At 58.8% G+C, this 24,065-nt stretch carries 18 protein-coding genes; 10 read left to right on the forward strand and 8 right to left on the reverse strand.

What is annotated here, in order from left to right; translation table 11 throughout:
- Positions 1 to 127: 127 nt before the first annotated feature.
- Complete coding sequence (locus FBZ97_RS18255) at positions 128 to 1,729, forward strand: hypothetical protein (protein WP_113353323.1); 1,602 nt, start codon at positions 128 to 130, stop codon at positions 1,727 to 1,729.
- On the opposite strand, the gene FBZ97_RS18260 is transcribed toward FBZ97_RS18255, so the two are convergent.
- Together FBZ97_RS18260 and FBZ97_RS18265 are read right to left on the reverse strand one after the other, a co-directional pair.
- Entirely contained in the window at positions 1,699 to 2,436 is a 738-nt protein-coding gene (locus tag FBZ97_RS18260; RefSeq protein ID WP_113353324.1) for a 4'-phosphopantetheinyl transferase superfamily protein, read from the reverse strand. The genes FBZ97_RS18255 and FBZ97_RS18260 overlap by 31 nt on opposite strands.
- Position 2,437: 1 nt before the next feature.
- Complete coding sequence (locus FBZ97_RS18265; protein WP_145321340.1) at positions 2,438 to 3,622, reverse strand: DegT/DnrJ/EryC1/StrS family aminotransferase; 1,185 nt, start codon at positions 3,620 to 3,622, stop codon at positions 2,438 to 2,440.
- Positions 3,623 to 3,834: 212 nt separating this feature from the next.
- Here FBZ97_RS18265 and FBZ97_RS18270 point away from each other — a divergent pair, with 212 nt between their 5' ends.
- Positions 3,835 to 5,553, forward strand: coding sequence for a GMC family oxidoreductase (locus FBZ97_RS18270; protein WP_246661797.1), 1,719 nt, complete (start codon positions 3,835 to 3,837; stop codon positions 5,551 to 5,553).
- Positions 5,554 to 5,638: 85 nt separating this feature from the next.
- Here the strand turns inward: FBZ97_RS18270 and FBZ97_RS18275 are convergent, their stop codons facing one another.
- Both FBZ97_RS18275 and FBZ97_RS18280 read right to left on the reverse strand, forming a co-directional pair.
- Positions 5,639 to 6,475 carry a methyltransferase, TIGR04325 family gene (locus FBZ97_RS18275; RefSeq protein WP_113353325.1) on the reverse strand — a complete coding sequence of 279 codons (837 nt, stop codon included), beginning with the start codon at positions 6,473 to 6,475 and terminating at the stop codon, positions 5,639 to 5,641.
- A gap of 39 nt (positions 6,476 to 6,514) precedes the next feature.
- Complete coding sequence (locus FBZ97_RS18280) at positions 6,515 to 8,065, reverse strand: oligosaccharide flippase family protein (RefSeq protein WP_246661798.1); 1,551 nt, start codon at positions 8,063 to 8,065, stop codon at positions 6,515 to 6,517.
- 236 nt (positions 8,066 to 8,301) lie between these two features.
- Here FBZ97_RS18280 and FBZ97_RS34615 point away from each other — a divergent pair, with 236 nt between their 5' ends.
- Positions 8,302 to 8,475 carry a hypothetical protein gene (locus FBZ97_RS34615; RefSeq protein ID WP_210249242.1) on the forward strand — a complete coding sequence of 58 codons (174 nt, stop codon included), beginning with the start codon at positions 8,302 to 8,304 and terminating at the stop codon, positions 8,473 to 8,475.
- Here the strand turns inward: FBZ97_RS34615 and FBZ97_RS18285 are convergent.
- From FBZ97_RS18285 to FBZ97_RS18300, 4 genes are all read right to left on the reverse strand, one after another.
- Positions 8,465 to 9,157 (reverse strand): sugar transferase, encoded by a 693-nt coding sequence (locus FBZ97_RS18285; protein ID WP_145321337.1) that lies wholly within the window; start codon positions 9,155 to 9,157, stop codon positions 8,465 to 8,467. The two genes, FBZ97_RS34615 and FBZ97_RS18285, sit on opposite strands and share 11 nt — an antisense overlap.
- Before the next feature lie 132 nt (positions 9,158 to 9,289).
- Positions 9,290 to 10,597, reverse strand: coding sequence for a glycosyltransferase family 4 protein (locus tag FBZ97_RS18290; protein ID WP_145321335.1), 1,308 nt, complete (start codon positions 10,595 to 10,597; stop codon positions 9,290 to 9,292).
- A 4-nt stretch (positions 10,598 to 10,601) separates the two neighbouring features.
- The gene (locus FBZ97_RS18295; RefSeq protein ID WP_246661799.1) at positions 10,602 to 13,859 is read right to left on the reverse strand and encodes a GNVR domain-containing protein; all 3,258 of its coding nucleotides are present in this window, start codon (positions 13,857 to 13,859) and stop codon (positions 10,602 to 10,604) included.
- A gap of 29 nt (positions 13,860 to 13,888) precedes the next feature.
- Positions 13,889 to 15,157, reverse strand: a complete 1,269-nt coding sequence (locus tag FBZ97_RS18300; RefSeq protein ID WP_233788494.1) for a polysaccharide biosynthesis/export family protein — start codon at positions 15,155 to 15,157, stop codon at positions 13,889 to 13,891.
- Between the two features lie 381 nt (positions 15,158 to 15,538).
- Between FBZ97_RS18300 and FBZ97_RS18305 the strand changes: the two genes are divergently transcribed.
- The 7 genes from FBZ97_RS18305 to FBZ97_RS18335 all read left to right on the forward strand — a co-directional run bounded on the left by FBZ97_RS18305 (position 15,539) and on the right by FBZ97_RS18335 (position 23,810).
- The gene (locus FBZ97_RS18305) at positions 15,539 to 16,726 is read left to right on the forward strand and encodes a glycosyltransferase (RefSeq protein ID WP_145321333.1); all 1,188 of its coding nucleotides are present in this window, start codon (positions 15,539 to 15,541) and stop codon (positions 16,724 to 16,726) included.
- Positions 16,727 to 17,113: 387 nt separating this feature from the next.
- Entirely contained in the window at positions 17,114 to 18,817 is a 1,704-nt protein-coding gene (locus FBZ97_RS18310; protein WP_145321331.1) for a GGDEF domain-containing phosphodiesterase, read from the forward strand.
- Between the two features lie 38 nt (positions 18,818 to 18,855).
- Positions 18,856 to 19,365, forward strand: a complete 510-nt coding sequence (locus FBZ97_RS18315; protein ID WP_113395130.1) for a ubiquinone biosynthesis methyltransferase UbiE — start codon at positions 18,856 to 18,858, stop codon at positions 19,363 to 19,365.
- Positions 19,362 to 20,537 (forward strand): class I SAM-dependent methyltransferase, encoded by a 1,176-nt coding sequence (locus FBZ97_RS18320; protein WP_145321329.1) that lies wholly within the window; start codon positions 19,362 to 19,364, stop codon positions 20,535 to 20,537. Before FBZ97_RS18315 ends, FBZ97_RS18320 begins: the two co-directional genes overlap by 4 nt.
- Positions 20,534 to 22,894: a SpoIIE family protein phosphatase gene (locus tag FBZ97_RS18325; RefSeq protein ID WP_145321327.1), complete on the forward strand. Its 2,361-nt coding sequence runs from the start codon at positions 20,534 to 20,536 to the stop codon at positions 22,892 to 22,894. Before FBZ97_RS18320 ends, FBZ97_RS18325 begins: the two co-directional genes overlap by 4 nt.
- A 4-nt stretch (positions 22,895 to 22,898) precedes the next feature.
- Positions 22,899 to 23,453, forward strand: coding sequence for an ATP-binding protein (locus FBZ97_RS18330; protein ID WP_145321325.1), 555 nt, complete (start codon positions 22,899 to 22,901; stop codon positions 23,451 to 23,453).
- 18 nt (positions 23,454 to 23,471) lie between these two features.
- Positions 23,472 to 23,810: a hypothetical protein gene (locus FBZ97_RS18335; RefSeq protein WP_069615114.1), complete on the forward strand. Its 339-nt coding sequence runs from the start codon at positions 23,472 to 23,474 to the stop codon at positions 23,808 to 23,810.
- Positions 23,811 to 24,065 lie beyond the last annotated feature (255 nt).

Here is a 24,065-nt window from a genome sequence, read left to right on the forward strand (position 1 = left end):
AGTCCGGAATTACGTGAAAACAAAAGGATAGAGCGCTTTCGCGACTCGAGAAAGCGCAAAGGCTTCAGGTAGCCGCCAATGCCTCGGACCATATCCGGCAAATGGTCGAGCCATAGAGGAAACAGTTATGAACGAGACCAAGCCATTGAGGGTCGGCATTCTCGTCGCGCGCGGACATGCGCTCGAAAATTGGGAGCTGATGATCCTGGATCGAATTCTGGCCGCCCCGGGCCTGGAGCTTGCAGCCGTGCTGACCCATCCTCATCCGTTCGGCGTCGGCAAGGCATCGAAGCTGTTGTCCTGGAGTGCGCGACTGGAGGCTCAGGCTCTAGCGCGTCAACCCGCCTATTTGCCAAAGCATTTCAATAGCCGCCGTCGTTTTGTCGACTGCTACGAATCCGATGGCGACAAGACGGGCGCTGTCGACAACATCACGGCGGCGGCGCTGCGCCGTCTGAAGCTCGACCTCGTCATCCGCATGGTTCCAATGAGCATGGCCGACGAAGCGATCGCGGCTCTCCCATTCGGGGAATGGGCCTTCAACCTCTCCGACCAGCGATCGGCGGATGTGGATTGGTACGGCTATGCCGAGATCCTTGCTCGCGCGTCGACTGCCGATCTGGTCCTTTATGCCAAGCGCGGTGGCAAGGCCGGCAGGTTCGAGATTGCGCGGGCGTCATTCAACATCAAGCCCAGTGCGGCGCGATTGAGTGCCTTCGTAAGGGAGCGAAGCGTTACCCTTCTGCTGCGGGAGCTGACGCGGCTCGCCGACACCAGGCGGTTCAACCCATCCGCTTTTGCTGGCTCGATCATCGAGCAGGCGCCATCGCCCGGCGATCTCTTTCGCTACGGCTGCATCGTTGCGGGATCGATCTCGGTCAAGGCCATCAAATCGATCAGGGCGAGACTCCGCGCCGAGTCGGCCATATGGACACTTTATACGGGACACGGTCACATCGATGATTTCGATCCGAGCAAGGCCGTGGAAATTCCACCTTCCGATAACAGGATCAAGGCCGATCCGTTCCTGTTTCAGGAGGATGGCAAATGCTACCTGTTCTATGAGGCCTATTCCCACGGCGACCGCAAGGCCCATATCGCGGTCGGCCGTTTCGACGGCGATGCGCTCACGCAGGTCGGGGTGGCACTGGAGCGCCCCTACCATCTCTCCTATCCATTCATATTTCGCGATGGCGACCAGATCTTCATGATACCGGAAACGCATCAGGCACGGCGGCTCGAGGTCTGGCGCTGCCGTGAGTTTCCGGTGAAATGGGAGCTGCACGCCACTGCCTTCGAGGGCCAATCGCCGGCCGATAGCGTCTTGATCCGCCATGGCGGCAAATGGTGGCTATTCACCAACTTGTCGGATTTCCATGCCTATGAAGACCATTGCAGCGAGCTCTATCTGTTCGAAGTCGACGGCCCGGCGCTCACAGGCATAAGACCCCACAAACGAAATCCGGTCGTGATCGGGAGTACCGAGGCTCGAGGCGCAGGGCGCATCTTCGAACGCGGCGGCAGGCTGTTGCGGCCCTCGCAGCACAATGCATACGGCATTTATGGCTATGCTCTCAACATCATGGAGATCGAGAGCCTCACCCTCGACGACTATCGTGAACGCCGCATTCGCACCATCACCCCGGCTTTCAAGGCCGGACTTCATGGTTGCCATCATTTCGATGCTGTCGACGGTCGCTACATTCTCGATGCGCGGCTGACCATCTGACTGATATTTCCATTGCGATAGCGCAGGCCTACCTGGTGCCCGCCGGTCGAGGCAACAACGGCGCCAGCGAAGTTGGCCGGTGTCGCAAGCTCCAGAATGGCCCAGTTTTGCGGTGCATCCTCGTCCCCCTCCAGCCGTTCCAATCGCGATTGCTTCGATCTGTCGAACGTGACATCGAAACTGTCGAGCGGCAGCGACAAGCCGGCACCATGGGCTTTGATGAACGCTTCCTTGCGCGTCCAGCAGCGATAGAAACCATCCAGGTAGCTGTCAGCCGGCAGAGATCGAAGCGTCTGATACTCCTTGCGAGAGAAGAACCATTTCGCAATATCTTCCTTCAGGAACCGAATTTCCTCGATATCGATGCCGAGTTCATAACGATCGGAAACAGCAAGAACAGCCCGGTCGGCGCTGTGGCTGAGATTGAAATGGATGGGACAAGCGCCGCCGATCGCGACGTAAGGCTTGCCGTTGTCGCCGTAGTCGAAGCCTATCGACCGCGGCGGAATGCCGAGATAGCGCCCGAGGATAACCCGCATTCCGGTCCTGGCGGCGACGAAACGATGCCTGTCCCGCTCATGGACGAAGCGAATGGTCCGAACGCATTCGTCGAGCGACAGCAATGTGATATACATGCCGAGATCAGGCAACGGCATGTCCAGCTTCCAGTGCCAGACATCGATTATGTCAGGCCCGATATTCTCCATGTCAGATCGTTGCGTAGAAGAGATTGGCGTTCTTCGATTTTGCCTGCCGTGACATCCGCCTCGCCATATAGGCGACCAAAGCGACGGGATAGTTTTCTCCAAGGCTGATGCGGCAGCTGCGCTTCAGGATGTCGAGTGTCTGCGCGCAAAGTTCCGGTGTGTATTCGATTTTGCGATCGGTCCAGTGGAAGGGGTTCATCGCCGGATGGCCTGTGCGTTGCTGCAGAACAGGTTGCCAGTTGGTATAGACATGGCGGCTGGAATCGAACAGCCGATAGACACCGCGCTTGTTTTCCTCGGCAAATCGCTTGGCCTCGTCCGACGTCTCGAAGATGACGTGGAGGCCCGCCGCATTGCCGATATCGTTGTGGGGCCCCACCATGATCTGTCCGCTCTTGGCGAAGATTTCACTCATCACATCGTAGCGCTCACGCAAGCGGGCAATCATCGGATCAAGCTTTTTCAACTGCACGTTCAGCATGGCGCCTTGAATCTGGCTCGCCTTGAAATTCACCCCCAGCATGGGCGGTTCGTTGGCATTGTCGAGATGGCCGCGAAACATGGAGCCGATGTCGTGATACATCCGGGCGCGCGCAAACAGCCGCGCGTCGTTCGTGACAACGGCCCCGCCCTCCCCGCAATTGATGTTCTTGAACTGATTGAAGCTGAAGGCTCCGAAATCACCGATTGTCCCAACCCGCTTGGTCTTGTAATGCAATCCGACAGCCTGGCATGCATCCTCGATGACGACGAGGTTATTCTCCCGGGCAATGCGCATGATGCTGTCCATGTCGCATACCATGTTCGACATGTGGACCGGAATGATTGCCCTCGTCTGTGGCGTAATCTTACGCAGTATGTCCCGCGGATCCATCGTGAGCGTGTGGTCGATATCGACCAGGACCGGCACCGCGCCGGCGGCCAGTGGGGCGGCAGCGGTCGCGATCCAGGTATAGGCGGGCACGAGCACTTCATCCCCGGGACCGACGCCGGCGGCAACCAGCGCCGAGATCAATGCGCCGGTTCCGCTGCTGGTGGCCAAGGTATGGCGCACACCGAACTTGTTGGAAAAATCGGCTTCGAAGCGCCCGAGCGGGCCGCCGGTCTCGTCGCTGTAGCGTGCTAATTTGCCCGAGGCAAATACCGGCGCGAGCGCCAACCACTCCCGTAACCCCACCTTGGCCATGATCTTCGCTCCCAGGAAACTCGGCATTTGCTGGAGAGCCTAGCCTGTGATTGATGCATTTTCAGCATGGACTTCCGACTGAAAGAAGCGCCGGAACCGATCAGATCACCTATCCGAAATCGGTAGATATCGCGCCCGCCTATGCCAATCGAACAGTTATCCGCATGCTCGCGATGCTGGTAAAAACTAGGAAAACGAGCGGGAAAACGATCATGATAACCAGTGACTTGAGATCTATGCCGGAAGGGATTGAAATACATGCCGATATTGCGATCGTCGGTGGCGGACCGGCCGGAATTGCGATCGCCCGCGAGTTGGTCGATACCCGCATTCGCGTCATTGTCATCGAGAGCGGCGGCCAGGATTACGAGGCGGAAATACAGGCGCTGAATTCCGTCGAGAACATTGGCGAGCCATTCGTGTCGGCGAATGCCGTGCCCGAAGGACGGGGCTATACCGGCGGATTGGCATGGCTGAACGATGTTCCCGCATTCGAGTTGCGAAATCGCATGCTTGGCGGCAGCAGCCATACATGGATCGGCAAATGCGCCGCCTTCGATGACATCGATTTCCTGAACCGACCGTGGCTTCCGCTCTCCGGCTGGCCGATCGATCGCGGGCAGCTGCTGCCTGCTCTCGATCGTGCCGGCAAACTGCTCAACCTCGGGCCGAACCTCTACGATGAAAGCCTTTTTGCGCTGCTCCATTCACGCCCGGACGATCTTGGCCTGGACAAGCAGCTTCTGAAGCCTTTCTTCTGGCAATTCAGCCACATGCGCCATCCGCGTGCCGAGCCGACGCGCTTTGCCCGACTTGCTGGCGATATCACGGCCGCGAACATAAGCTTCCTGACGCATGCCACGGTGACCGAGATCAATGTCGACAGCCAGGGCCGTCGGGTGACCTCGCTCAATCTCCGGAGCGCCACCGGCCGCAGCGCGACTGTCCGTGCAAACACGATCGTTCTTTGCGGTGGGGGCGTCGAGAATGCACGCCTGCTGCTCGCATCCAATTCCCTTTTGCCGGCGGGCATAGGCAATGAGCATGATGTTGTCGGCCGCTATCTTTGCGACCACCCTCGAACATCGCTCTGCCGCTTCACGGGACGCGACATCGATGCGATCGCACGTCAATTCAATTTCTATGGCCTCAGCCACGAGGGGCGCACGCATTTCTATCTCAGGGGCCTGTCCTTAAGTCCGGAAATTCAGGCATATGAAGGCCTTACCAACTGCGCCGCCTATCCGGTGCAGCTCCATGCTCGGGATGATCCCTGGGCGGCGCTGAAGCGCTTGACGAAGGGGGCGGGCAAGACCGTCATGGGAGATCTTGCGACAGTCGCGAGATCGGCTGATATGATCAGCTCGGGGCTCTACGAACGCCTCGTGCGCAAGCGCGGCCTGCCGCATCGCTCGACGGAATTGCGCTTCGACGTCATGGTCGAGCAACAGCTCGATCCCGAAAGTCGTATCATGCTCGCCCAACGGCGCGATCGCTTCGACCAGCCATTGCCGCGGGTCAACTGGAAAATCGGCCAACGCGAAATAGCCAGTGTCAAACGGCTTGCAGGATTGATCTCGAAAGAATTCGTTCGCGTTGGCTTACCGAAACCAGTGCTGCCGGATTGGATCGCGGCGAGGGAGAACACCCAGCCCGTCTTCATGGATATGGCCCATCCTTCCTGCACCACCCGCATGGGAACCGATCCGCGAACGAGCGTCGTCGATACCAATGCCATGGTTCACGGCATCGATGGCTTGTTTGTTGCCGGCAGCTCGGTCTTCCCGACGCCGGGCCACGCCAATCCGACGCTGATGTTACTCGCCTTGGCTATCCGCCTTGCCGATCACCTCAAGCAACGGCACGCCTCCAAGCAATCGCACAGACCGGATCATCGGAACGAAGCGGACCTATCGCTCCATCGCGGCTAAAACCTTCCGCTCGAATCGCGAAATGCTCCGGCCTTTTTGCGCGATTCCCGACGGAAAACCGCTATGTACTTTTCCCGGAATTATCCTAGCCCAGCCGAAAATAGAAACCGGCGCTCTCGCTACGGCCGAGTTCCGGGTGCGTGTCTATGGCGTGGGACAGGGAGGGAATGGACCAGCGGTCGACCTGCTTGTAGCCGAGCCTTGCGATATCGTCGATGAAGTCCGCCTCGTTGCGCATGTGATAGGGGACATAGGACCTGCCGATGCGTTCCAGCGTGACGACCGTGCCGCCCTTGCGGAGCGCAACCTTGTTGAGGATCAGGTGCTGCGGCCGGGAGGGCATTTGCGATAGCAGTCCGGACAGCGGCATATCGAGATATTGCATCAGCCCCGATCCAAGCAACAAAGGCATCTCGCCGGCATCTCCAATCCGATCGACAAAGGACAGGCTCGTCAGGCCTTCCTTCTCGGCAAGGCTCTGCCCGGCGCGGACGATGGCCGGCAGATCGTAGACGACCCAGCGAAAAGCGTCGTCAAGCGGCAGCAGGGGACGGAAGGCGCGATATTTCGTGCCCATGTGCCCACCAGCGTCGACGAGGCCATCGATCTCGTGCAGCAAATTGCGGACCCAGAACAGCACCGGATAATCCCAGGGGGCCACCTCACACATTTTGACGAAGGCGACGGTCGCGATCTCATCGTGATCGTAGCCGGCCATGGTCTGCCTGCGGGCGGCGGCCATGGCGGCGTCATAGGTGTCATAGGCGCCGGTAAACCGCCGTGGAAAGGGCAAGAGATAATTCAGCCGTCCTCTGGCAAGGCGCAGTGGCGAAAGCCCTTGAGCGGCCGCCTGTGCGGCGCTCTTCAAGGCCGAGCGCGCATGTGCCGACCATGACGCATTGGATTGCAACGAAGCCGTCATCCTGCATCCCCCTATCTCAATCCATCCTGTCGTCGCCGGTCACCGCCTGCCGGAGAGAATCGAAACCGTGCCTCTGCTCATCTTCTCCAAAGCCAGAAGCGTGCAGACATAGATTGCACCGCCCGAGACCACCTGCAGCAGTACAGTCAATACGCGCTGCATGCTGAGCGATCCGGCGAAATAGCCGAGCCCGTAAACCGCTGACGCCATCAATACGACGGCAATGGCAAGATAACCGCTCTTGCGCAGCACACGCCCCCACCGAAGGCCGCCATAGTTCTTTTGCAGGTGCATCGATGTTAAAAAGGAGATCAACGACGCCAGACACTGTCCCCAGGCGGCAGCGGCCACGCCGAAAGGCGCCAGAAGCAGGATCAGGGAGACGGAGACCACCGCATTCAACAGCAGGGTGGGAGGCATGCGTCTGATATTGCCCGACAGAGATAGCAGGGCTTCCGTGACGCAGCCCGGCATCAACAGGATCTGTTTTATCGACAGGATCGCGACCAGAATCGCCGCTGGCGCCCATTTTTCGCCGAGGACGATGTCGACCAAATCGGCCGATATGAGCGAAAGGCCGAGATAGATCGGCGTCGAAATTGCCATGAGAACCGTCATGAAGATCGTTGCGGAAGGTCCGGCGTCGCGAATCTGCCTTCCGTCCACCCCGATCACGATCGCGGCGCGACGAAACAAGGTCCAGGCCAGCATTCGCGCGGGTTCGCCGATGAGTTCGGAAAATGCCGCGACGATACGTTCTGCGACACGATAATAACCTGCCTCCGCGAGGCCCAGAAAGCTGCCGATCGCGAGCGTTCCGGAATAGGATCGCAGAAAGAGGATCAGCCGGTTCGACAGGATATGGCTGGAAAATTCGAGAATCTCGAGCGCGAAGGGCCAGGTGAGATGCAGCTTGGGACGCCAGCCAAGCACGGCCACCGAGCCGGCAAGACAAACGAGCTGCGAAACGAGCCGACCGGCCGCGAGCGAAAACACATTCCAGCCGAGCCACAGCCCAAGCATCGTAGCGCTAAGCCCGGCAACTTCGCTTGCTATCCGGATGGTGGCCTGCTTGCGCAGCAGGCCACGTGCGACCAACAACCCATCGTAAACCGCGTAAAGGGACGATGGCAAAAACCAGCAGCTGAAAAGAACGAGGAGAAGCGCTTCATGCGGCCTGCCAAAAAGAAGCCAGGCAATGGCGGAAGCAAGCAGCCCGACGATGGTCACGAGCACCCCGGCAACGATCGAAAGCGTGCCGATCTGGTCGAGCTCGCGATCCGTACACTCGGCCTTCATGACGAACTCGCCCCATCCGCCTTCTGAGATCACGACAAGCATGACGACAATAGCCGAACTGAACGCGTAAAGACCGAATTCAGCCGATTCCAGCACACGGGCGGCGACGAGAAATATGAGAAGCTGGACGACCTGAGATATGACTTTCGAAACAAGCGTCGAGGCTCCGTCGCCGACGATCGCGGGCATGCGGGCGCGTAGCCAGTAACGTATGCTCGTCCAGACGGCACGCTTGGGGCGAAGCGGAAAGTTATCCATCAGCGCACCGTCGCGACAAGTAAATACGAGCATAGGCGGCCTTCGCATCGCCCGGTTGAGAAATCCCGTTGAAGTGTAACATGATAATCCACAGTTGTTTCCAGCCTTGCACCAGATAAAGTCTATAGTGTTCCCATTCAGGACATGATTCCGTGCAATGAAGCGCTGCCTGCAAGCGGGGTGCGCCGGAATTATTCGATTTTGCATCAGAGAAATTATTACCCTGAACGTCAGGGTCCGATGGAAATTCTCGGCAATAGAAGAGGGGCTTGCCGGTAATCGTCATGAAACACCACGCAGAGCCGCTTATGAAAGACGAAAACCATGATCGCATCGCCCCGGAACAGCCGGGTGGATTGCGCCAGAAACTTTTGCTTCGTTGGATTCTGGTGATTTTCTGCCTTGTCGTCTGGATTGCCGTAGCCGCTTTTTTCATTTGGTGAGACGTTCTTTTTCGTTGCGTGCGAGCAGCACGACGCCAACCGTTTTTACGAGAATTGCAAAATCGGTGCGCAAGGAACGGCTATGGAAGTAATCCAGATCGAACTGGATACGCTCCTCGTAAGTGGTATCGGCATGGCGGTTGACCTGCCAGAGGCCCGTGATCCCCGGCCGCAGCCCCAGATAACAATAGAGATTGGCTCCATAGCGATCGAGCTCCGCGGCAACGACAGGTCGAGGTCCGACCAGGCTCATCTCACCGCGCTGAACGTTCACCAGTTGTGGTAGCTCGTCGGCGCTGCTCATGCGCAGGTATTTCCCGAGCCAGTGCACGCGAGGGTCGTTCGCCAGCTTCTGTGTCGATAGCCACTCCTGCTTTCGCATTTCGTCACGTGCCAGCAGCTCCGCCAGCTGCCGATCGGCATCCTTGCGCATCGTGCGGAATTTCAGGCAGTCGAACGGGCGTCCATCGCGGCCGACGCGCGTATGGCGATAGATGACGGGCCGGCCGTCGACCAGAAGCAATGCAATCGCGATGACAAGCAGCGCCGGCGCCAGAAACAACAGCCCGAGCCCAGAAAGAACAAGGTCGACAATACGCTTGGCGCGTCCCCTTCGTTCCGCCCGCTTCGCCTCGCGGCGAGATCGCTCGCGATGGGCAATGCTGTCAAAAGTCGATAACATCTTCCGGACCCCTCACCACCATCATGCTTCCTTCAAAGGCTGCCAGCTGCCCCAATCCTTGACAATTGACCCTGCGGACATTGGGTTAGTCCCATTGGCGTAGGACGCTGGGCACAGAGCTACCCACAAGCCTCAGCCCGCTTCGTCGATCAGTCGATGGGCGGCTGAAAAGTCGTCGTCCAAGGTCGACCGCAAGTTCGTTCTGGCAGCGTTTGCGCGGTCGAGAACACGATCGTACAGGGTAAGCAATGCGTCGCGCCATGAGACAGGTGTGTGCGCCAGCTCGCCTGATCGGCGGAGGCAATTCACGCTCATCCGTCGAAGAAGTATGTCATCGCTGGCAAGCCGGCGCATTCCGCTTGCCAGCGTTTCCACCTTGCCGCCCTGAAAGGTCAGTCCGCATCCGAGCATCGCGAGTTCGTCGCCGAGAAGCGCGGTATCCGGCAAGATCACCGGTATGCCGCTCGTCACGGCCTCGAGCGCCGCCAATCCGAAAGGTTCCGGCACCCGGGAGGAAATGACGAGGGCGCGCGCGTCGCAAAGGATGTTCCGCATCTCACTCTTGGATTTCCAGCCGTGAATGACGACTTCGGGAAAGTCCCGCTCCAGCCGACCGCGGCCGGCGCCGTCGCCTATGATCTGCAGCTTTCCACCGGCAAGCCGCGCCGCGATCGCGGCATCTTCAAATCCCTTTTCCGGCTCCAGCCGACCAACAAAGAAGAAATCGCGCTTCTTCCATGGCTCCGTAGGATGACCGAGGAAGGGTTCGACCGGATTGCGAATTGCCTCGATATTGCCCATGTTGATCTGGCCGCGGGCGAAGTATTCGCGCATACGTTGATGTACGACGATGATATTGGCGGCAAATTGCTGGATGGGGTAATAATGCTCCCTCACCATATGGCGGGCCGATCTCCAGATCTTCTCGTGATAGCCGCGCTTGTCGCAGTTTGTCGCCAGACAGCCGAGCGACATCGGCGTCAGAGGGCAGACCTGGCTTCTCCGGTAATTGGCAAATCCTCCGTTCGGGCACGAGAGGAAATAGTCATGAGCGTGCAGGACGACTCGGTCCCGAACCGGCCATAGGGCGCGGAAAATCGACGGCGATAGGATCTTCGACCAGCCGTGGACATGATAAATAGTGCCCTTGGTATCGACGCGCGACATGAGAGCGCTCAAGCCTTCATAGGCCCGATGGCTATAAAGACCGCTGGCAAGTGCGCTGAGACGCGGCTGCTGCGTTAGCGGCTGTGCGGCCAGATTGATGGTGTCGGCCGCTGGCTGTTCGGAGCCGGCGCCATCGCCGGCGAAGTAGGTCACGGCTACCCCGGCTTCCTGCAGCAAAGTGGCCGAGAGCATCGCCAGATTCGATGCTCCGCCTATCCTGGCGGAGCGGTCGTTGATGATGACGACACGATCGAGGTCGGATGAGCGTGCCACCGGATTATTCCAGCGCTTCGATGTTTTGGGGCGCCAACCTGCCCTTGAGGAGATCGCGAAGCGCGATGACATTGCCCTTGAGGCGGCCCTTGCGGTCGACCCACGGCTCCGGTCGCCAGACCTTGACGAGGTTAGCCGCGAGATTGCGGCCGATCTGCATTGTTGCCTGCGGCACGCTCATCGTGCGCTTGCGCATGAGATAGAGCGGGTTGGCTATTTGCGAATAGCCGAGACGAACACCGCCCGGTCGGCCACCTTTCGTGCCGAGATGAACGCCTTCGAGTTGCTTGACGCTCACGACCTGGCCGTAATGGGCCACGAGTCTGCTGAAATCGACATCCTCGAGCCAGCCATAGAAGGGCAGGTTCTCGTCAAAACGCAGGGCCGCGGCTTTGACGACGGCCATGCGGATCGCCATGTTGCAGCCATAGGCATTGTAAACAGATCGGATTTGCATCGAGGGCTCGGAGCGGCGGCGGCGCTCCGTGCCGACCAATCGTAAGCCGTCACGAACGGAAATGCCCGGTCCGGTAATGCCGTCGGCCAGGACCGTGCCGGTGCACATGGCGACATCCGGCTGCAGCTGAAACAGTCGTTCCGTTTCTGCGATATAGGCAGGCGTCATCAGAAAATCATCATCGAGGAAAAGGACGATATCCGCGTCCTGAACGCTGTCGAGAATGCGATTGCGCTGACGGCAGAGCCCGCGCTCGCTGATAAGCACCCGCACCGGAATGTCAAGATTTCTAAGGCAGCTCGGATCGATGTCTTCCGGGGAGGAAAGGCAGACGACGATCTCGTCCGGCTTCCGTGTTTGGCTGGCAACATGGGGGAGGATGGACGACAGGATATCGCGGCGGCCGGAGCTTGCGACACCGAGCGTGATCTTCAAGGGCCGGCCCGTTACGCTGCCCGTAAGTCGTCGCGCCGACGCGCGCACCTGGCGACGATCCTGACGGCGGCGCCAAAGCCGCTTGTCCTGGCGGTGGCGCCTCTCATGGCTGCGGTTGGCGATGATGCCGAGGATATTGATCGTTGTCGTGCCAAAGCTTGCCAGCGCGTCCGACAGCCTCTCCACCGTCATCTTGTTCGTCTGACCGACGACGACGACAATGCCCTCGAGATAGGTGCAGATGACGCGGGTATCGGCAGAATCCTCGAAGGCAGACATATCGACGATGACGACCTTGTATCGCCGGCGCAACAAGTCGATCTCAGCCTTCAGCGCGGGCAGATGCCCATAGCGCTGAAAAGCGGTCACGGATTTTTCGGTCTCGTCGACGGTGACGACCGGGACGCCACCATGGGCCTGCATGACTTCCGCCTCGGGCTCATGCTCGGCCTTCGCGACAAGCAGGCCGCCTTCATGGGCGACGGCATAGCGGCGCGGCGCATCGTTGATGCTCAAGGCCTCCATGCCGAAATCCGTGCCGGCTTCGGTAACCACGCAGCTCAGTCTCGCATTGAGAAAGTCGGCGTCGACGAGCACAACGGATGCACCTTCGTGCTGATAGAGCTGCGCGAGATTGGTCGCGATCGTGGTCTTGCCTTCGCCGGTGCCGACCGAGGTGATGCCGATCACCATGGGTGCGTTCGGCGGAAATGCGGAATCGATCGAGTGCTTGACACCACGCAAGGCTTCCGAAAATTGCGAATAGGGCGTATCGAGCACGGATCTCAACGGCAGCATCGTTCGTCGCCAGCCCGCGCTGGCGGCCGCCATTCTTCCCGGCAGGAAGGACGGGCTCATGTAGACGGGCACGTGGCCGAGAGAGCTGATCCCCAATTCCCGCCGCAGCTTTTCACTGGAGCTGACGCGGCGATCCAGGCCGTCCCGCAAGAGCGCCGCCATGACACTGGCCGCAAGGCCGAGCATGGCCGTGAAGGGCAGGACGAAGGAAGACTTCGGCCAGCTCTTTGCCAGCGGCACGGCGGCCGCGGTCACGACACGAACATTGCCAAGCGGAAACGATTCCTTTTGCAGCGCGCCAATCAGCTGCTGCAGGATGCTTTCATACATCCGTCGGTAGGTGGTGGCGCGGCTTTCCATCTCCGACAGCTCCACCCTTGCCAGATTCTTGTCCGTTCCGGCGTCCTTAAGCGACGCCAATTCATCGCTGAGCAGCTTCTCGCGGGTTTGGGCGACTTCCAGATTTACCTTGTAGACTGCCTGGATACGCTCGAACTCCTTGCGCATATCTCCCTTTATTCGATCGATTTCCTGCTGCGCGGCAATGATGGCGGGATTATCGGCATCATATCTGCCGGTAAGGTTGTTCAATTTGATTGTCGCAGCTCCGAGATCCTCCTGCAGCTTCTGTATGCGCGGATTGTTCATCGTCTCATCGACATCGCCTTCGACTTTACCACCCGACATCAGCTGGTTGAGTGTCGCGAGCTTGGCTGATTCTGCCGCCGTCTGTGCCTTGGCCGCGACTGCTTGACTACTGATCTCCGATAGTTGCTGCTGATCGAGGGAGGACGATGTACTGATCTCCATGATGCCGTTTTTAGCGCGAAACTCCTCGACATTCATCGCCGCCTCGCGAGCTTGCCGTCCGACTTCGATCAAACGTGTCTCCAGCCATTTGGCACCACTTTGCGCTGCCGATGCCCGCTCCGACAGACCGGTGCTGATATAGGCCTCTGCAATCGCGTTCGCCGCCAGAGCCGCCTTTTGCGGATCGACCGAACTATATCCGATCTCAAGAATGTAGGACTGGCCAACGCGGGTAACCTCGACCCTGGAGAGGAAGGAGGCCATGGTGCGGCGCATGAGATCATCCTCCGTGGTTTCCACTTTCGCGCTGCCATCATCGCCGTGCTTGAAGTAGCTGAAGAGTGCGCGCAGCTTGTCATGCAGCGTCGCCTGCCAGGACATGCCGCCGACTATTTCCGGATCTTCCGTGAGATTGAGTTTCTGCACGACCGCGCGCGCGATCGCCTCGGATTTGACGATCTCGACCTGGCTCGCGATTTCCGCCGCCTCGATGATGACCGTTCCGGTGAAGGCGTCCTGCGAGACGATGCGTCCCTGGTCTGGATCCATGACGAGCCGCGTGGTCGCCAAATAGACCGGCTGGGTGGTCGCCATGTAGAAGCCGCCGACGCCGAGGCCCGCCCCCGTAAACAGTGCGAAGATCATCCAGTGGCGCTGCAGGAAACGCCAGACGTCACGAAAGGAGATATATTCGCTGCCCCCTGTCCCCTTGGCGCTCGAAGGAATGCTGCGCAAGCCCTTACCGATCTCGTGAATTGCCATGATTGTCGCCCCACATTGCTCGCTTATCACTATTGAGATTGGCCGGTATCGGCAGACGAAAGCGCCGTGCCGTCCAGGCTTCCGGAAATATTGTAGCGCACATCCAGAACGTCCCCCGGCTGCAGCACGGTCGCTTCCGATGCCTTGATCGCATTGGCCTCGTCGCCGTTGCGGGTGATCCAGTATTCCATCGGCTGGAGATCGAGCGCCTTCATGCTCTGACTCCTCGAAAGCGAAGCGCCCGAAAGCTGCAGAAGTTGCAGCGTCGTGTTTCGCTTTAGTTTGGTATCCTCGATTTCGGTCTCGGTAGTCTGCAGCAGTTGGCCGGCATCGGTCTTGCGCTGGCCCTTGAGATTGAGCGCGTCACGTTCGGTCTCGCTCAGCTTCTGCTTTGCCTGCATCGAAGCAACGACAAGATCCAGCTTGCCTGCCTGCATCTCGGCGACGATCCGCTCCAGCGAGGTTTTCCGAGAGGTGGTCAGGATCTTCGTGTCGACCAGCTTGGAAATGTCGCTCAACTCGTCCTGCGCGATCTTCACCTGCTCGTCCTGCGACGACATCTTCTCATCAAGGATGTTGATTTCGTTGCGCAGCAGCACTTCCAGATCCGCGGCGGCGGCGAGTTGCTGACGCAGAGCATCTGCCCTGGCATTGAACAGGTCTACTTCGCTCGTCATGATCTGCCAGATGGCCGATCCCTCGGGAGCGGCCTTGATCTCCGGCGGGAATGTGATCGCCGGCTGATCGTTGAGTTCGGCCATCAGGCGGGCCCGCCGGGCGCCGAGCTGTTTCAGCTGCAGCTCCATCCGGCTGATCTCGCCGGCATAGCTGACCTGCTGCGCCTCCGAGTAGTCACCGGTCTGGCTGGACCGACGCTCACGCCCACCCGCCATGGCAACCGCCTGCTTCACCGTCAGGCCGGGCCTGAACTCCAGCTCGCTCGGCTTTTCGACAGCGCCGGACACGTAGATCATCGGATATTTGACCACCTCGACCGAAGCGGTCGGTGCAAGCGCCAGACCGGTGATCTGCTTCAGCTTGTCGCCGATATCGGCGCTGATGTCCTCAACGGTCTTGTCGCCGACCCGCATTTCTCCGATCATCGGAATTGAGATCGAACCCGATTGCGACACGACATATTCGCCGTTCAGCGCCGTCCATTCCTTGTATTCGCCGGTTGCGGCGATCCATTCGACGATGGCGACCTTGATCCGCGCCTGAGGTCCGACACGATAGGCGTCGGCCGCCGCAGCACTCGCCATGCCATGCATCCCCACGCCGGAAAGAAGCAACGCCATCAACCAGGGCGCCATCAATCGAGATGGCCTGGAGATGGAATGGTAAGCCGAAGCGCACACTCTGGACATGAGTCTAAATCTCGCTTTCTTGATCGCTTGCGCCATCACACGGAAAAGGCGCCATGGAGCGAGATCAGCAGCTGAACGCATAACGTGTAAATCCCCTACCGAAGCAACAGGGCTTATCATTTCTGGCAGGGAGGTAGGCGACGCTGCCGTCTCTTGGTCGGATGGGCATATCCTTGTGTGCAGGCACATACCGGCAGCTAAATCTTTTGGTCACTCGCTTCGGCCATTTGTATGCCGCGCTGAACCGATGTAGGCCCTGTCGCAAAAGTTGCCGGCTGCCCAATGTTGTCTCGACCCATGGAGGGAAGAGCAATGCGGGTAGCGATCGTGCATTATTGGCTGGTATCGATGCGCGGCGGAGAAAAAGTGGTCGAGGCGCTCTGCGACATGTATCCGGACGCCGATATCTTCACTCTCGTCTATGATGAAAGCCGTGTCTCCGAGAAGATTCGCAGGCACAAGATTTTCACCTCCTTCCTTCAGCGGATTCCGGGTGCCGCCAAGACCTACCAATCGCTCTTGCCGCTGATGCCCTTCGCGTTGGAGAGCTTCGACCTCACCGGCTACGATCTGATCATTTCCAGCGAATCCGGCCCGGCCAAGGGTATCATCCCGTCGCCGCGGGCGACGCATATCTGCTATTGCCATTCCCCCATGCGGTATCTTTGGGATCACTATCACTTCTATCGATCCCATGCGGGCCTCGCATCCCGGCTCATGTTGCCGATGCTGGCGCCGATGCTGCGCTCCTGGGACGTCAATACGAGCATGCGCGTCGACCGCTTCGTCGCCAACTCGCATCATGTCTGCGACCGCATCGGCAAGTATTATCGGCGGCCCGCGACCGTGGTCTATCCACCCGTCAATGTCGATGACTTCACGCCGGCGCCATCGACAGAGGATTTTTATCTCTGCGCCGGCCAGTTGGTTCCCTACAAGCGGATTGATCTGGCGGTGAAGGCTTTTACCCGGATGAATCGCCAACTGGTCATCATCGGCGAAGGCAGCGAAGCGGAGGGGCTCAAACGTATCGCCGGTCCCTCGATCACTTTTCTCGGCCGGACCCCATTTCCAATATTGAGAGAAAAGCTTGCCCGCTGCCGTGCGCTGGTCTTTCCCGGCGAGGAGGACTTTGGCATGGTTCCGGTGGAAGCGATGGCCAGCGGGCGACCCGTCATCGCTTACGGAAGTGGGGGGGCGCTGGAAACGGTCGCGCCGGGAGTGACTGGCATTCTCTTCGACCAGCAGTCCGTCGATGCGCTGATCAAGGCCGTGATCGATTTCGAGGCCATGCAGCACCGCTTTCACCCGGAAACACTGCAAGCGCATGCGGAACAGTTCAGTCCCCGCAAATTCACCGCGAGCATGCAAGCGATCATCAATGAGGAGTTGCTTATTCGCAAGGCCGCAAGGCTTCGCAGCCACCCTGTCGTTCAAGGGGGCCGCGAAGCGCAATTGCCGGTCCTTGCGATGGAGCCGCAAAGCAGGACACTTCAGTAGAAGGCGGCGGGACTGCGACCGCTGGCGTCGATCGGAAAAGAGGACACTCCACGAATCAACCATGGAGCCATCGAAATCACCCGATGGAAACACTGCAATCTAAACGCATCGTGCGATCTGGGAGTGCAATCTTCTAGCACTCAAAATGAAACAGATAATATCGCCGCGGTCGATTTAATCTGCACATGTTTTAGCAGTCATTGCTAAATATGAAGGTCTAGTAATATATTCGCTTAAAGCGGCTGTCACGTTCTGGTAAGTTACGACTTGCGCCCGCACGATCGATGAGACTGCGATTGTTGATGCGCACGCTCCGATGCGAACGGACCAGTTGAAACTGAACAATGGCCGGATTTTGTTTGACCGGCTTGGGGAGGACGAGGCCATATGCCTGAGAACCGAGTGGATCGGTCGCAGCAAATTCCATATGAGTCCGAATCCGACAACGGTTTAGAGGCGGTTATTTCGCTTTGGAACCTCGATCTCAAACTGCTCGACTCCTCTAAGGGATTCAAAGAGCATATCGGCCTTCCCACCCGGAACAAGGTGACATTGTGGGAGGCCTATCCGGCACTTGCAAAACCGGCGCTTGCCGAGCTCATTCGTCAGGTAATCGATACAGGTGAAGCTCGCACGATCCCGCTCGACGATCCGAGGCGAGGAAAACGCAACGTTGTCGTCTCCTACATTCGAGTGGGCCTCCTGATCATCGAAACCAATGAGGCAATTTCGAATGGAAACCTGCCATCCGACGATGGTGAAAAAGCGCGGCTGATCCATCAGGCAACACACGACGCGTTGACCGGATTGCCCAATCGCCGCCAATTCAGTGCCGCGCTCGCGCAGCTCCTTCCGGCGAGCGGCAAGATCGGGCCGGCGCTGATGCAGCTCGATCTCGATGACTTCAAGCCCGTCAACGACACGCTCGGCCACGGTGCCGGCGACATCGTGCTGAAACTCGCCGCCGAACGAATCAAGGAAGCGCTCGGCGAGGGCGGAACGGTCTACCGTCTCGCCGGCGACGAATTCGCCATCATCCAGGTCGGACCGCAGCGTGCCTTCGAGGCGGAACGATTGGCAGACGCGCTGGTGAGCGAATTCAAGAAGCCGTTCACGGTCAACGGCATCTCTCTGTTCGTCGGCGTGAGCGTCGGCATTGCAATTGCGCCGCGCGACGGCAACGAGGGCGAACAGCTGATGAAGGCTGCCGATGTCGCCCTTTATGCCGCCAAGAAAGAGGGACGAAGGCGGGCGCGGACTTTCGATCCGGCCATGCTGATCGTGGTCGAACAAAGGGAGCTGCTGCGACGAAGCCTGCGCGTGGCACTGCAACGTGACGAGTTCTTCATCGAATATCAGCCGCTGGTGGAGTCTTCGTCCCATATAGTCGGCTTCGAGGCGCTGCTGCGCTGGCGGCATCCGACCCTCGGGATCATTCCGCCGGCCGCTTTCATTCCCATGGCCGAAGCCGACGGCCTGATGCGCGAAATCGGTCAGTGGATGCTGGAAGAAGCCTGCCGCGAGGCCTTGGCATGGCCGGCGCACTATACGCTCGCAGTCAACCTTTCTCCGGCGGAATTCCTGACGCCGGGCCTGACCGATCGCATCTCCCAAACGCTCGATATCGTCGGATTTCCAGCCGAGCGCCTGGAGCTGGAAATCACCGAAGGCGTGCTTCTGGAACGCACGACCAACAATCTGGACACTCTGAACACGCTGAACGTGCTGGGCATCCAGATTTCCCTCGATGACTTCGGCACGGAATATTCCTCGCTCAGCTATCTCAAGAATTTTCCCTTCGATACGATCAAGATCGATCGCTACTTCATCAGGGATATTTTGCAGGACGGCAAAAGCCAAGCCATTGTGCGCTCCGTGATCGGGCTCGCCCACGGTCTGGACATGCGGGTGACCGCGGAAGGCGTCGAAACGCAGCAACAGGCCGCCTGGCTCCGGGAAGAAGGCTGCGACCGCCTGCAGGGCTATAGCATCAGCCCTCCGCTCAGCGCCGACAAGCTCGATGATTTCATAAGGCGGGGTGCGCGCACTCAACCGGTCACCACATTCGACGAATATCACGCCAGCCCGTGAGTTTCGCATTTCGTTCGGGAATTTCTTGAGGGGGTAACATGGAGGAGGTGCAAATGGGCGCGGCCTTCGAGCCATTGCTTGAGCTGGAGATGGAGATGGCTACCCTGGTGGCGGACTGGTCGCATTGCGACCAATGCGCCGCTTATGTGGCACGCATGGTCAGCCATGATCGCCACGATCCCATCCGTCATGCCAACCTGCTTTCGTCAGCCCTGAATGAACTCTTCGAGATGTCGTTTCATACCAGGGAAAGCGGCGGTACCCTTACCTGCCGCTTCTACCGGAATGGCTTGATCGAGCGAATCGAACTGACTTTTCCCTGCTCGGCCGAACAACGCGCTTCATATCAGGCAATCGTCGAGCGCATCGGAAACGGCCAAGCGCTTGCAAACTATCTCGATGTCATCACCGATGACGCCGCGCGTGCCGAGCATGCGATCCTTCTTGGCCTTGCCGTCAATTACGATGCGGATATCGAGCTGTCCGATCAGGATACAGGCGTGATGACTTTCGTGGTGGATCTCGCACTCGAAAGGCTACTCAATTGAACAACCCCTCCTCTAGCCGTTTCACAGCGCAATTCGATGCCAACAATCAGGAATTTTCCCTGTCGGGAGTCCTCAGACCGCATTCGGTTGCCGAGCTCGCCGATGATCTCGCCCTGCTGCGAAACGGTATCGAGACGGTGAACGGTGTCTGCTACATCAATCTGAAGCGCGTCATCCACATGAACAATACGGCGTTCCGCGCCCTGACGCATGCACTCCTCGATGCCACCCGGTCGAGGCCGGATCTCAAACTGACGGTCGTCGCCTCGAGCGTCGTCGCATGGGCATCGCGACTGTTTCGCCATTTGAGCGATCTGTCGCCCAACATCGCCGTCGAGATCTACGATTCCGCCTTTTATCCTGGGCAGACATTCGTGGAGAACCAGAGCTTCATCCCGATCCTCCGAACCCAGACGAAAATGACGTGGCGGCACGAACGCGAGATATTGCCGCGACACGGCCTTCGTGAGGGTTTGCATATTGCCGACATCTGTTGCGGTATCGGCGATTTCGCCATGCTGCTGCGAAAGGATTTCAAGCCGGCGCGGATCGTTGCCCTCGATCACTCGTTGCCGAGCCTGGAATATGCCCGCAAGGTCGCGGACGACTTCGACGTCCAGGATATCGAATATACCTATGGCGATGCATCCCAGATGCTGTTCGAGAGCGACCAGTTCGATTTCGTGACCTGCAGGCATTCGCTGCAGATCTTCGACCGTCCGGATATTCTGCTGCGCGAACTCTATCGCATATGCAAGCCAGGCGGCAGGGTCTACATCACCAACGAGAAGAACTCCCATTGTCTTGGGGAGCCCAGAGCCGACAGCATCCAATGGACCTACAACGAGGTCGCGAAGCTGTTTGCCCATTTCGACATGGATGTGGAAATGGGTCCCAAGGGCCGCCGCATGCTGCTGGATGCCGGCTTCAAGGATGTGCGGATGGAAAGCTTCATGGTCACGAATCTCGACGGCGATCCCCAGGATTTCGCCGACATCATCACGGCTTGGCGGAATGTCTACGCAGATGAGATGGCGGTCCGAAGAGGGGATTCAGCCGCATTCATCGAGCGATTCAAACAAGGTTTCGCCGATCATATTTTTGCCGCGCTCCACCCAAGAGGCTATGCCGGCTGGCCGATCTGGGCTTCCTCGGGACAGAAACCGCTATGACAGACGCGTCAACCGCCAAGCAACGGCTCGGACTGCGCTCCTTTCGCGCCAAATTTCTACTCGTGGTCGGGGGTGCCGTTCTTTTCGACCTGCTCGTCAGCGGCGGCCTTGCGCTTTGGAACGTCCAGCGTCTTTCGCGCAACGCCACGACGGAAGTGGGACAAGGCCTGGAGAAGGCGAGCCAGGATTACATTCGCTCCTATGCGGATTCGACCGCCGCGGAGGTCGGCCTGCTGATCGACCAGGTCCATTCCGACGTGAAGGCGCTGGCGGGCGTTCTGCAGGGCCAGATCGACAACCCTGCGCGAAGCGTGGATGTGGGGGCCGCCATGAGCAGGGCGTCCCCGGGCGCGGTAACGGTGTCCTACGACCCGGTTGGCCAGTGGTCACAGAACTTGCCCGGCACGCCCTCCGTCATCAGTGTCTGGGGGTACCTGCTCGATAAGGATCACCATCCCCTGCCCCAGGTACAGGCAGACATAGAGTGGAGCGCGGTGCTCGATTTGGTCGCCCCTTCATTGCTGCATAACGGCGCGTCGAAGCTGCAGATGTATTATATCGGCCCCAGGGAGCGTCCGATTTTCCGGACCGCTCCCTATACGACGCAGGCACAGACCTTCGACCGGCTCTATCCCGGCCATAACAGCGCCGATTTTTGGACATTCTTCTTTCCAGGCCTCTACGAATCCTGGCAGCAATGGGCTTCCAACCCGTCATCACGGCCGGTTGCCGATTACATCACCCAGACCGCTCCCTATACCGACGCCATCACCGGCAAGCTGATCGTCAGCTTTTTTCATCCGCTCTGGACGCCGGATCGGCATCAGGTGGCCGGTGCCGCTGGCGCTGATATCACGCTCACGCAACTTGCCGAAATCGTTGAACATGTGAAAGTCGCCCAGACCGGATTCGGCTTCCTTGCCATGTCGAATGGAAATGTCGTCGCGATCAATCCCGTGGGCGAGAAGGTCATCGGCTTGCGTGCCGCCAATGATGCCGCCGCCAAGGGCGTCACCGGCGTCGATCGATCCTTGCGCAACAGCACGCAAACGGCAATCACCAAGCTGCCACTCGACGCCGATGGCGTGATCCAGCATATCACCCTCAGCCAGCAGGGAGAGGATGTGCCCTACCTCGCGGTCGTCAAGCAATTGCACCCGACCAATCTTTGGGTGGATGGACCGGTGCAACGCGAGGTCATCTCGCTCGGGATAGTCGTGCCCGAGCGCGAGATCTACGCCTCGCTCATTGCCGCCAAGGATGAGATATCGCGGGCGACCAACCGCATCCTGCTTTATCAGATCATGGCGGTCCTTGTGTCGCTGATGATCGTCACAGCGGCGGTCTTCGCTGCTTCGAAACGCGTCACCAGCGGCATCAGCGCGCTGGCGAGCGCCGCCAAGCGCATACAGGCGAAGGATTATTCGGTCCGGGTCGATATCTCGACCAGGGACGAGGTAGCTGAGGCCGGCATCGCATTCAACCGGATGGCGGAGGATATCAGCTTCCACACCGAAAACCTCGAAAAGCTCGTCTCGGACCGGACCAAGGAGATCGAGGCGGCCAAGGAAGAGATTTCGACCCTCAACAGCCAATTGAAGAACGAAAATCTGCGGCTGGGTGCGGAGCTCAATGTGGCCAAGCAAATCCAGCTCATGGTCCTGCCGCGGGCCAAGGAACTGACGGCGATCAAGCATCTGGAGATCGCCGCCTACATGCGCCCGGCCGACGAAGTCGGCGGCGATTATTACGATGTCCTACAGAACGGAAACAACCTCAAGATCGGCATCGGCGACGTGACCGGCCACGGTCTGGAGAGCGGCGTGCTGATGCTGATGGTGCAATCGATCGCCCGCGCCCTGCAGGAAGCAGGCGAGATGGACCCGGCAAAATTCCTGACCGATCTCAACCGCGCGATCTTCAAGAACATCGAACGGACACGGACGGACAAGCATCTCACCTTGTCGTTCCTCGACTATGACGGCGAGAGATTGACCATATCCGGCCAGCACGAGGACATGATCATCATTCGCCAGGACGGCAAGGTGGAGCGGATAGATACAGGCGATCTCGGTCTTCCTGTTGGCCTCGAGCCCGACATAGCTCCCTTTATCGATACGCGGCAAGTATCCTTCGAGAAGGGCGACATGGTAGTCCTGCATACAGACGGTGTCACCGAAGCGGAGAATTCGAAGGGCGAACTGTTCGGCTTCGACAGGCTTTTGGAGGATGCCCGCCGGCTACATGGCGGGACTGCGGAAGAAGTCGTCGAGGGCATACTCGACGATTTGATGGCTTACATCGGGACCCACAAGATCCATGACGATATTACCCTTGTGGTGATGCGGCACAGGTGAGGAGATGACAACAGCAATTTTCGGCAAGGAACATCTGGTTTCGTTCGACGGCACCAATGCCCTTCGCATTCGCCTGTTCGACGGACCTCTTCACCTGGCGTGGCGCCATTCGGCCATGACATCCGACTTTATCGCGGAAACGATGGCGCTCGATTTCCGTGCTTCCGAGCGCCAATACAAGACGGTACGGCACGATATCGGTTATTTGACCAACGAGCTCATCGAAAACTCCATCAAGTTCCGCGCCACGGGCGAGATCCTGATCGAGGCCCTGAGGGATGACCATCATTTCAGGATGCGGATCGGAAACTTTATCGACCGTGACACGACTGAACGCTTCCAGGAATTATTGCTGAGGGTTACGGCCGGCGATCCCGGCGATCTCCTGATAGAACAGATCGAGGCAAGCGTTCTTGCCGGCGACGATGCATCCGGGTTAGGACTCTTGACATTGATGAGCGACTACCAGGTTCAGCTGGCCTGGCATTTCGACGAGGATGGTCCGCACAAGCGGATCAAGCTGCAAACCTATGCCGCAATGGCGATTTCATCGGCGTGAACCAGCGAGAGGCCTTTTATGGAAATCAAAGAAGAAGCATTCCGCGTCTGGTCCGAAGGCAGCACTCTGTATTTTGACGGAACCATGCGTCTGGCGGGTCCCGACGCCTATGCACCGGTCTATGATCTGGCCAGGACGATCCTTCATGGGGGTGGAGGCAAGGCGACTTTCGATCTCACCGGTCTGCAATTCTTGAATTCCTCGGGCATCAACCTGCTAGCAAAACTGACGATAGAAGCGCGCAAGCATCCGGACGTTCATCTTACCGTCTGTGGCTCGTCGCAAATTCCCTGGCAGATGAAATCATTGCCAAACCTGAAAAAGCTGCATCCGCGCCTGGATCTGCGCCTGACCTAGCCATCAAGCGCCCGCCCCTATCCTTGCCGCTCCCTCGGGGTGTCAGAACGCTCATGGTTCCGGCATTCGGCCTTATGGAATTATCCGCTTACAAGATCTCAGATGAGCCACGATGCTTTGTTGCTGTTGCGCAGCGCGCAGACACGAAAACTTTCTGAAGAAGAGGCGCATCGTGATACAACATATTGCGCGAATTTATTTGAAGCCGAATTTCGGTCGACTCTCCCTTACGCCTATCGGCTTCGCCATCTGGGA

The organism is Rhizobium sp. ERR 942 (assembly GCF_007828395.1).
Lineage (GTDB): Bacteria > Pseudomonadota > Alphaproteobacteria > Rhizobiales > Rhizobiaceae > Rhizobium > Rhizobium dioscoreae.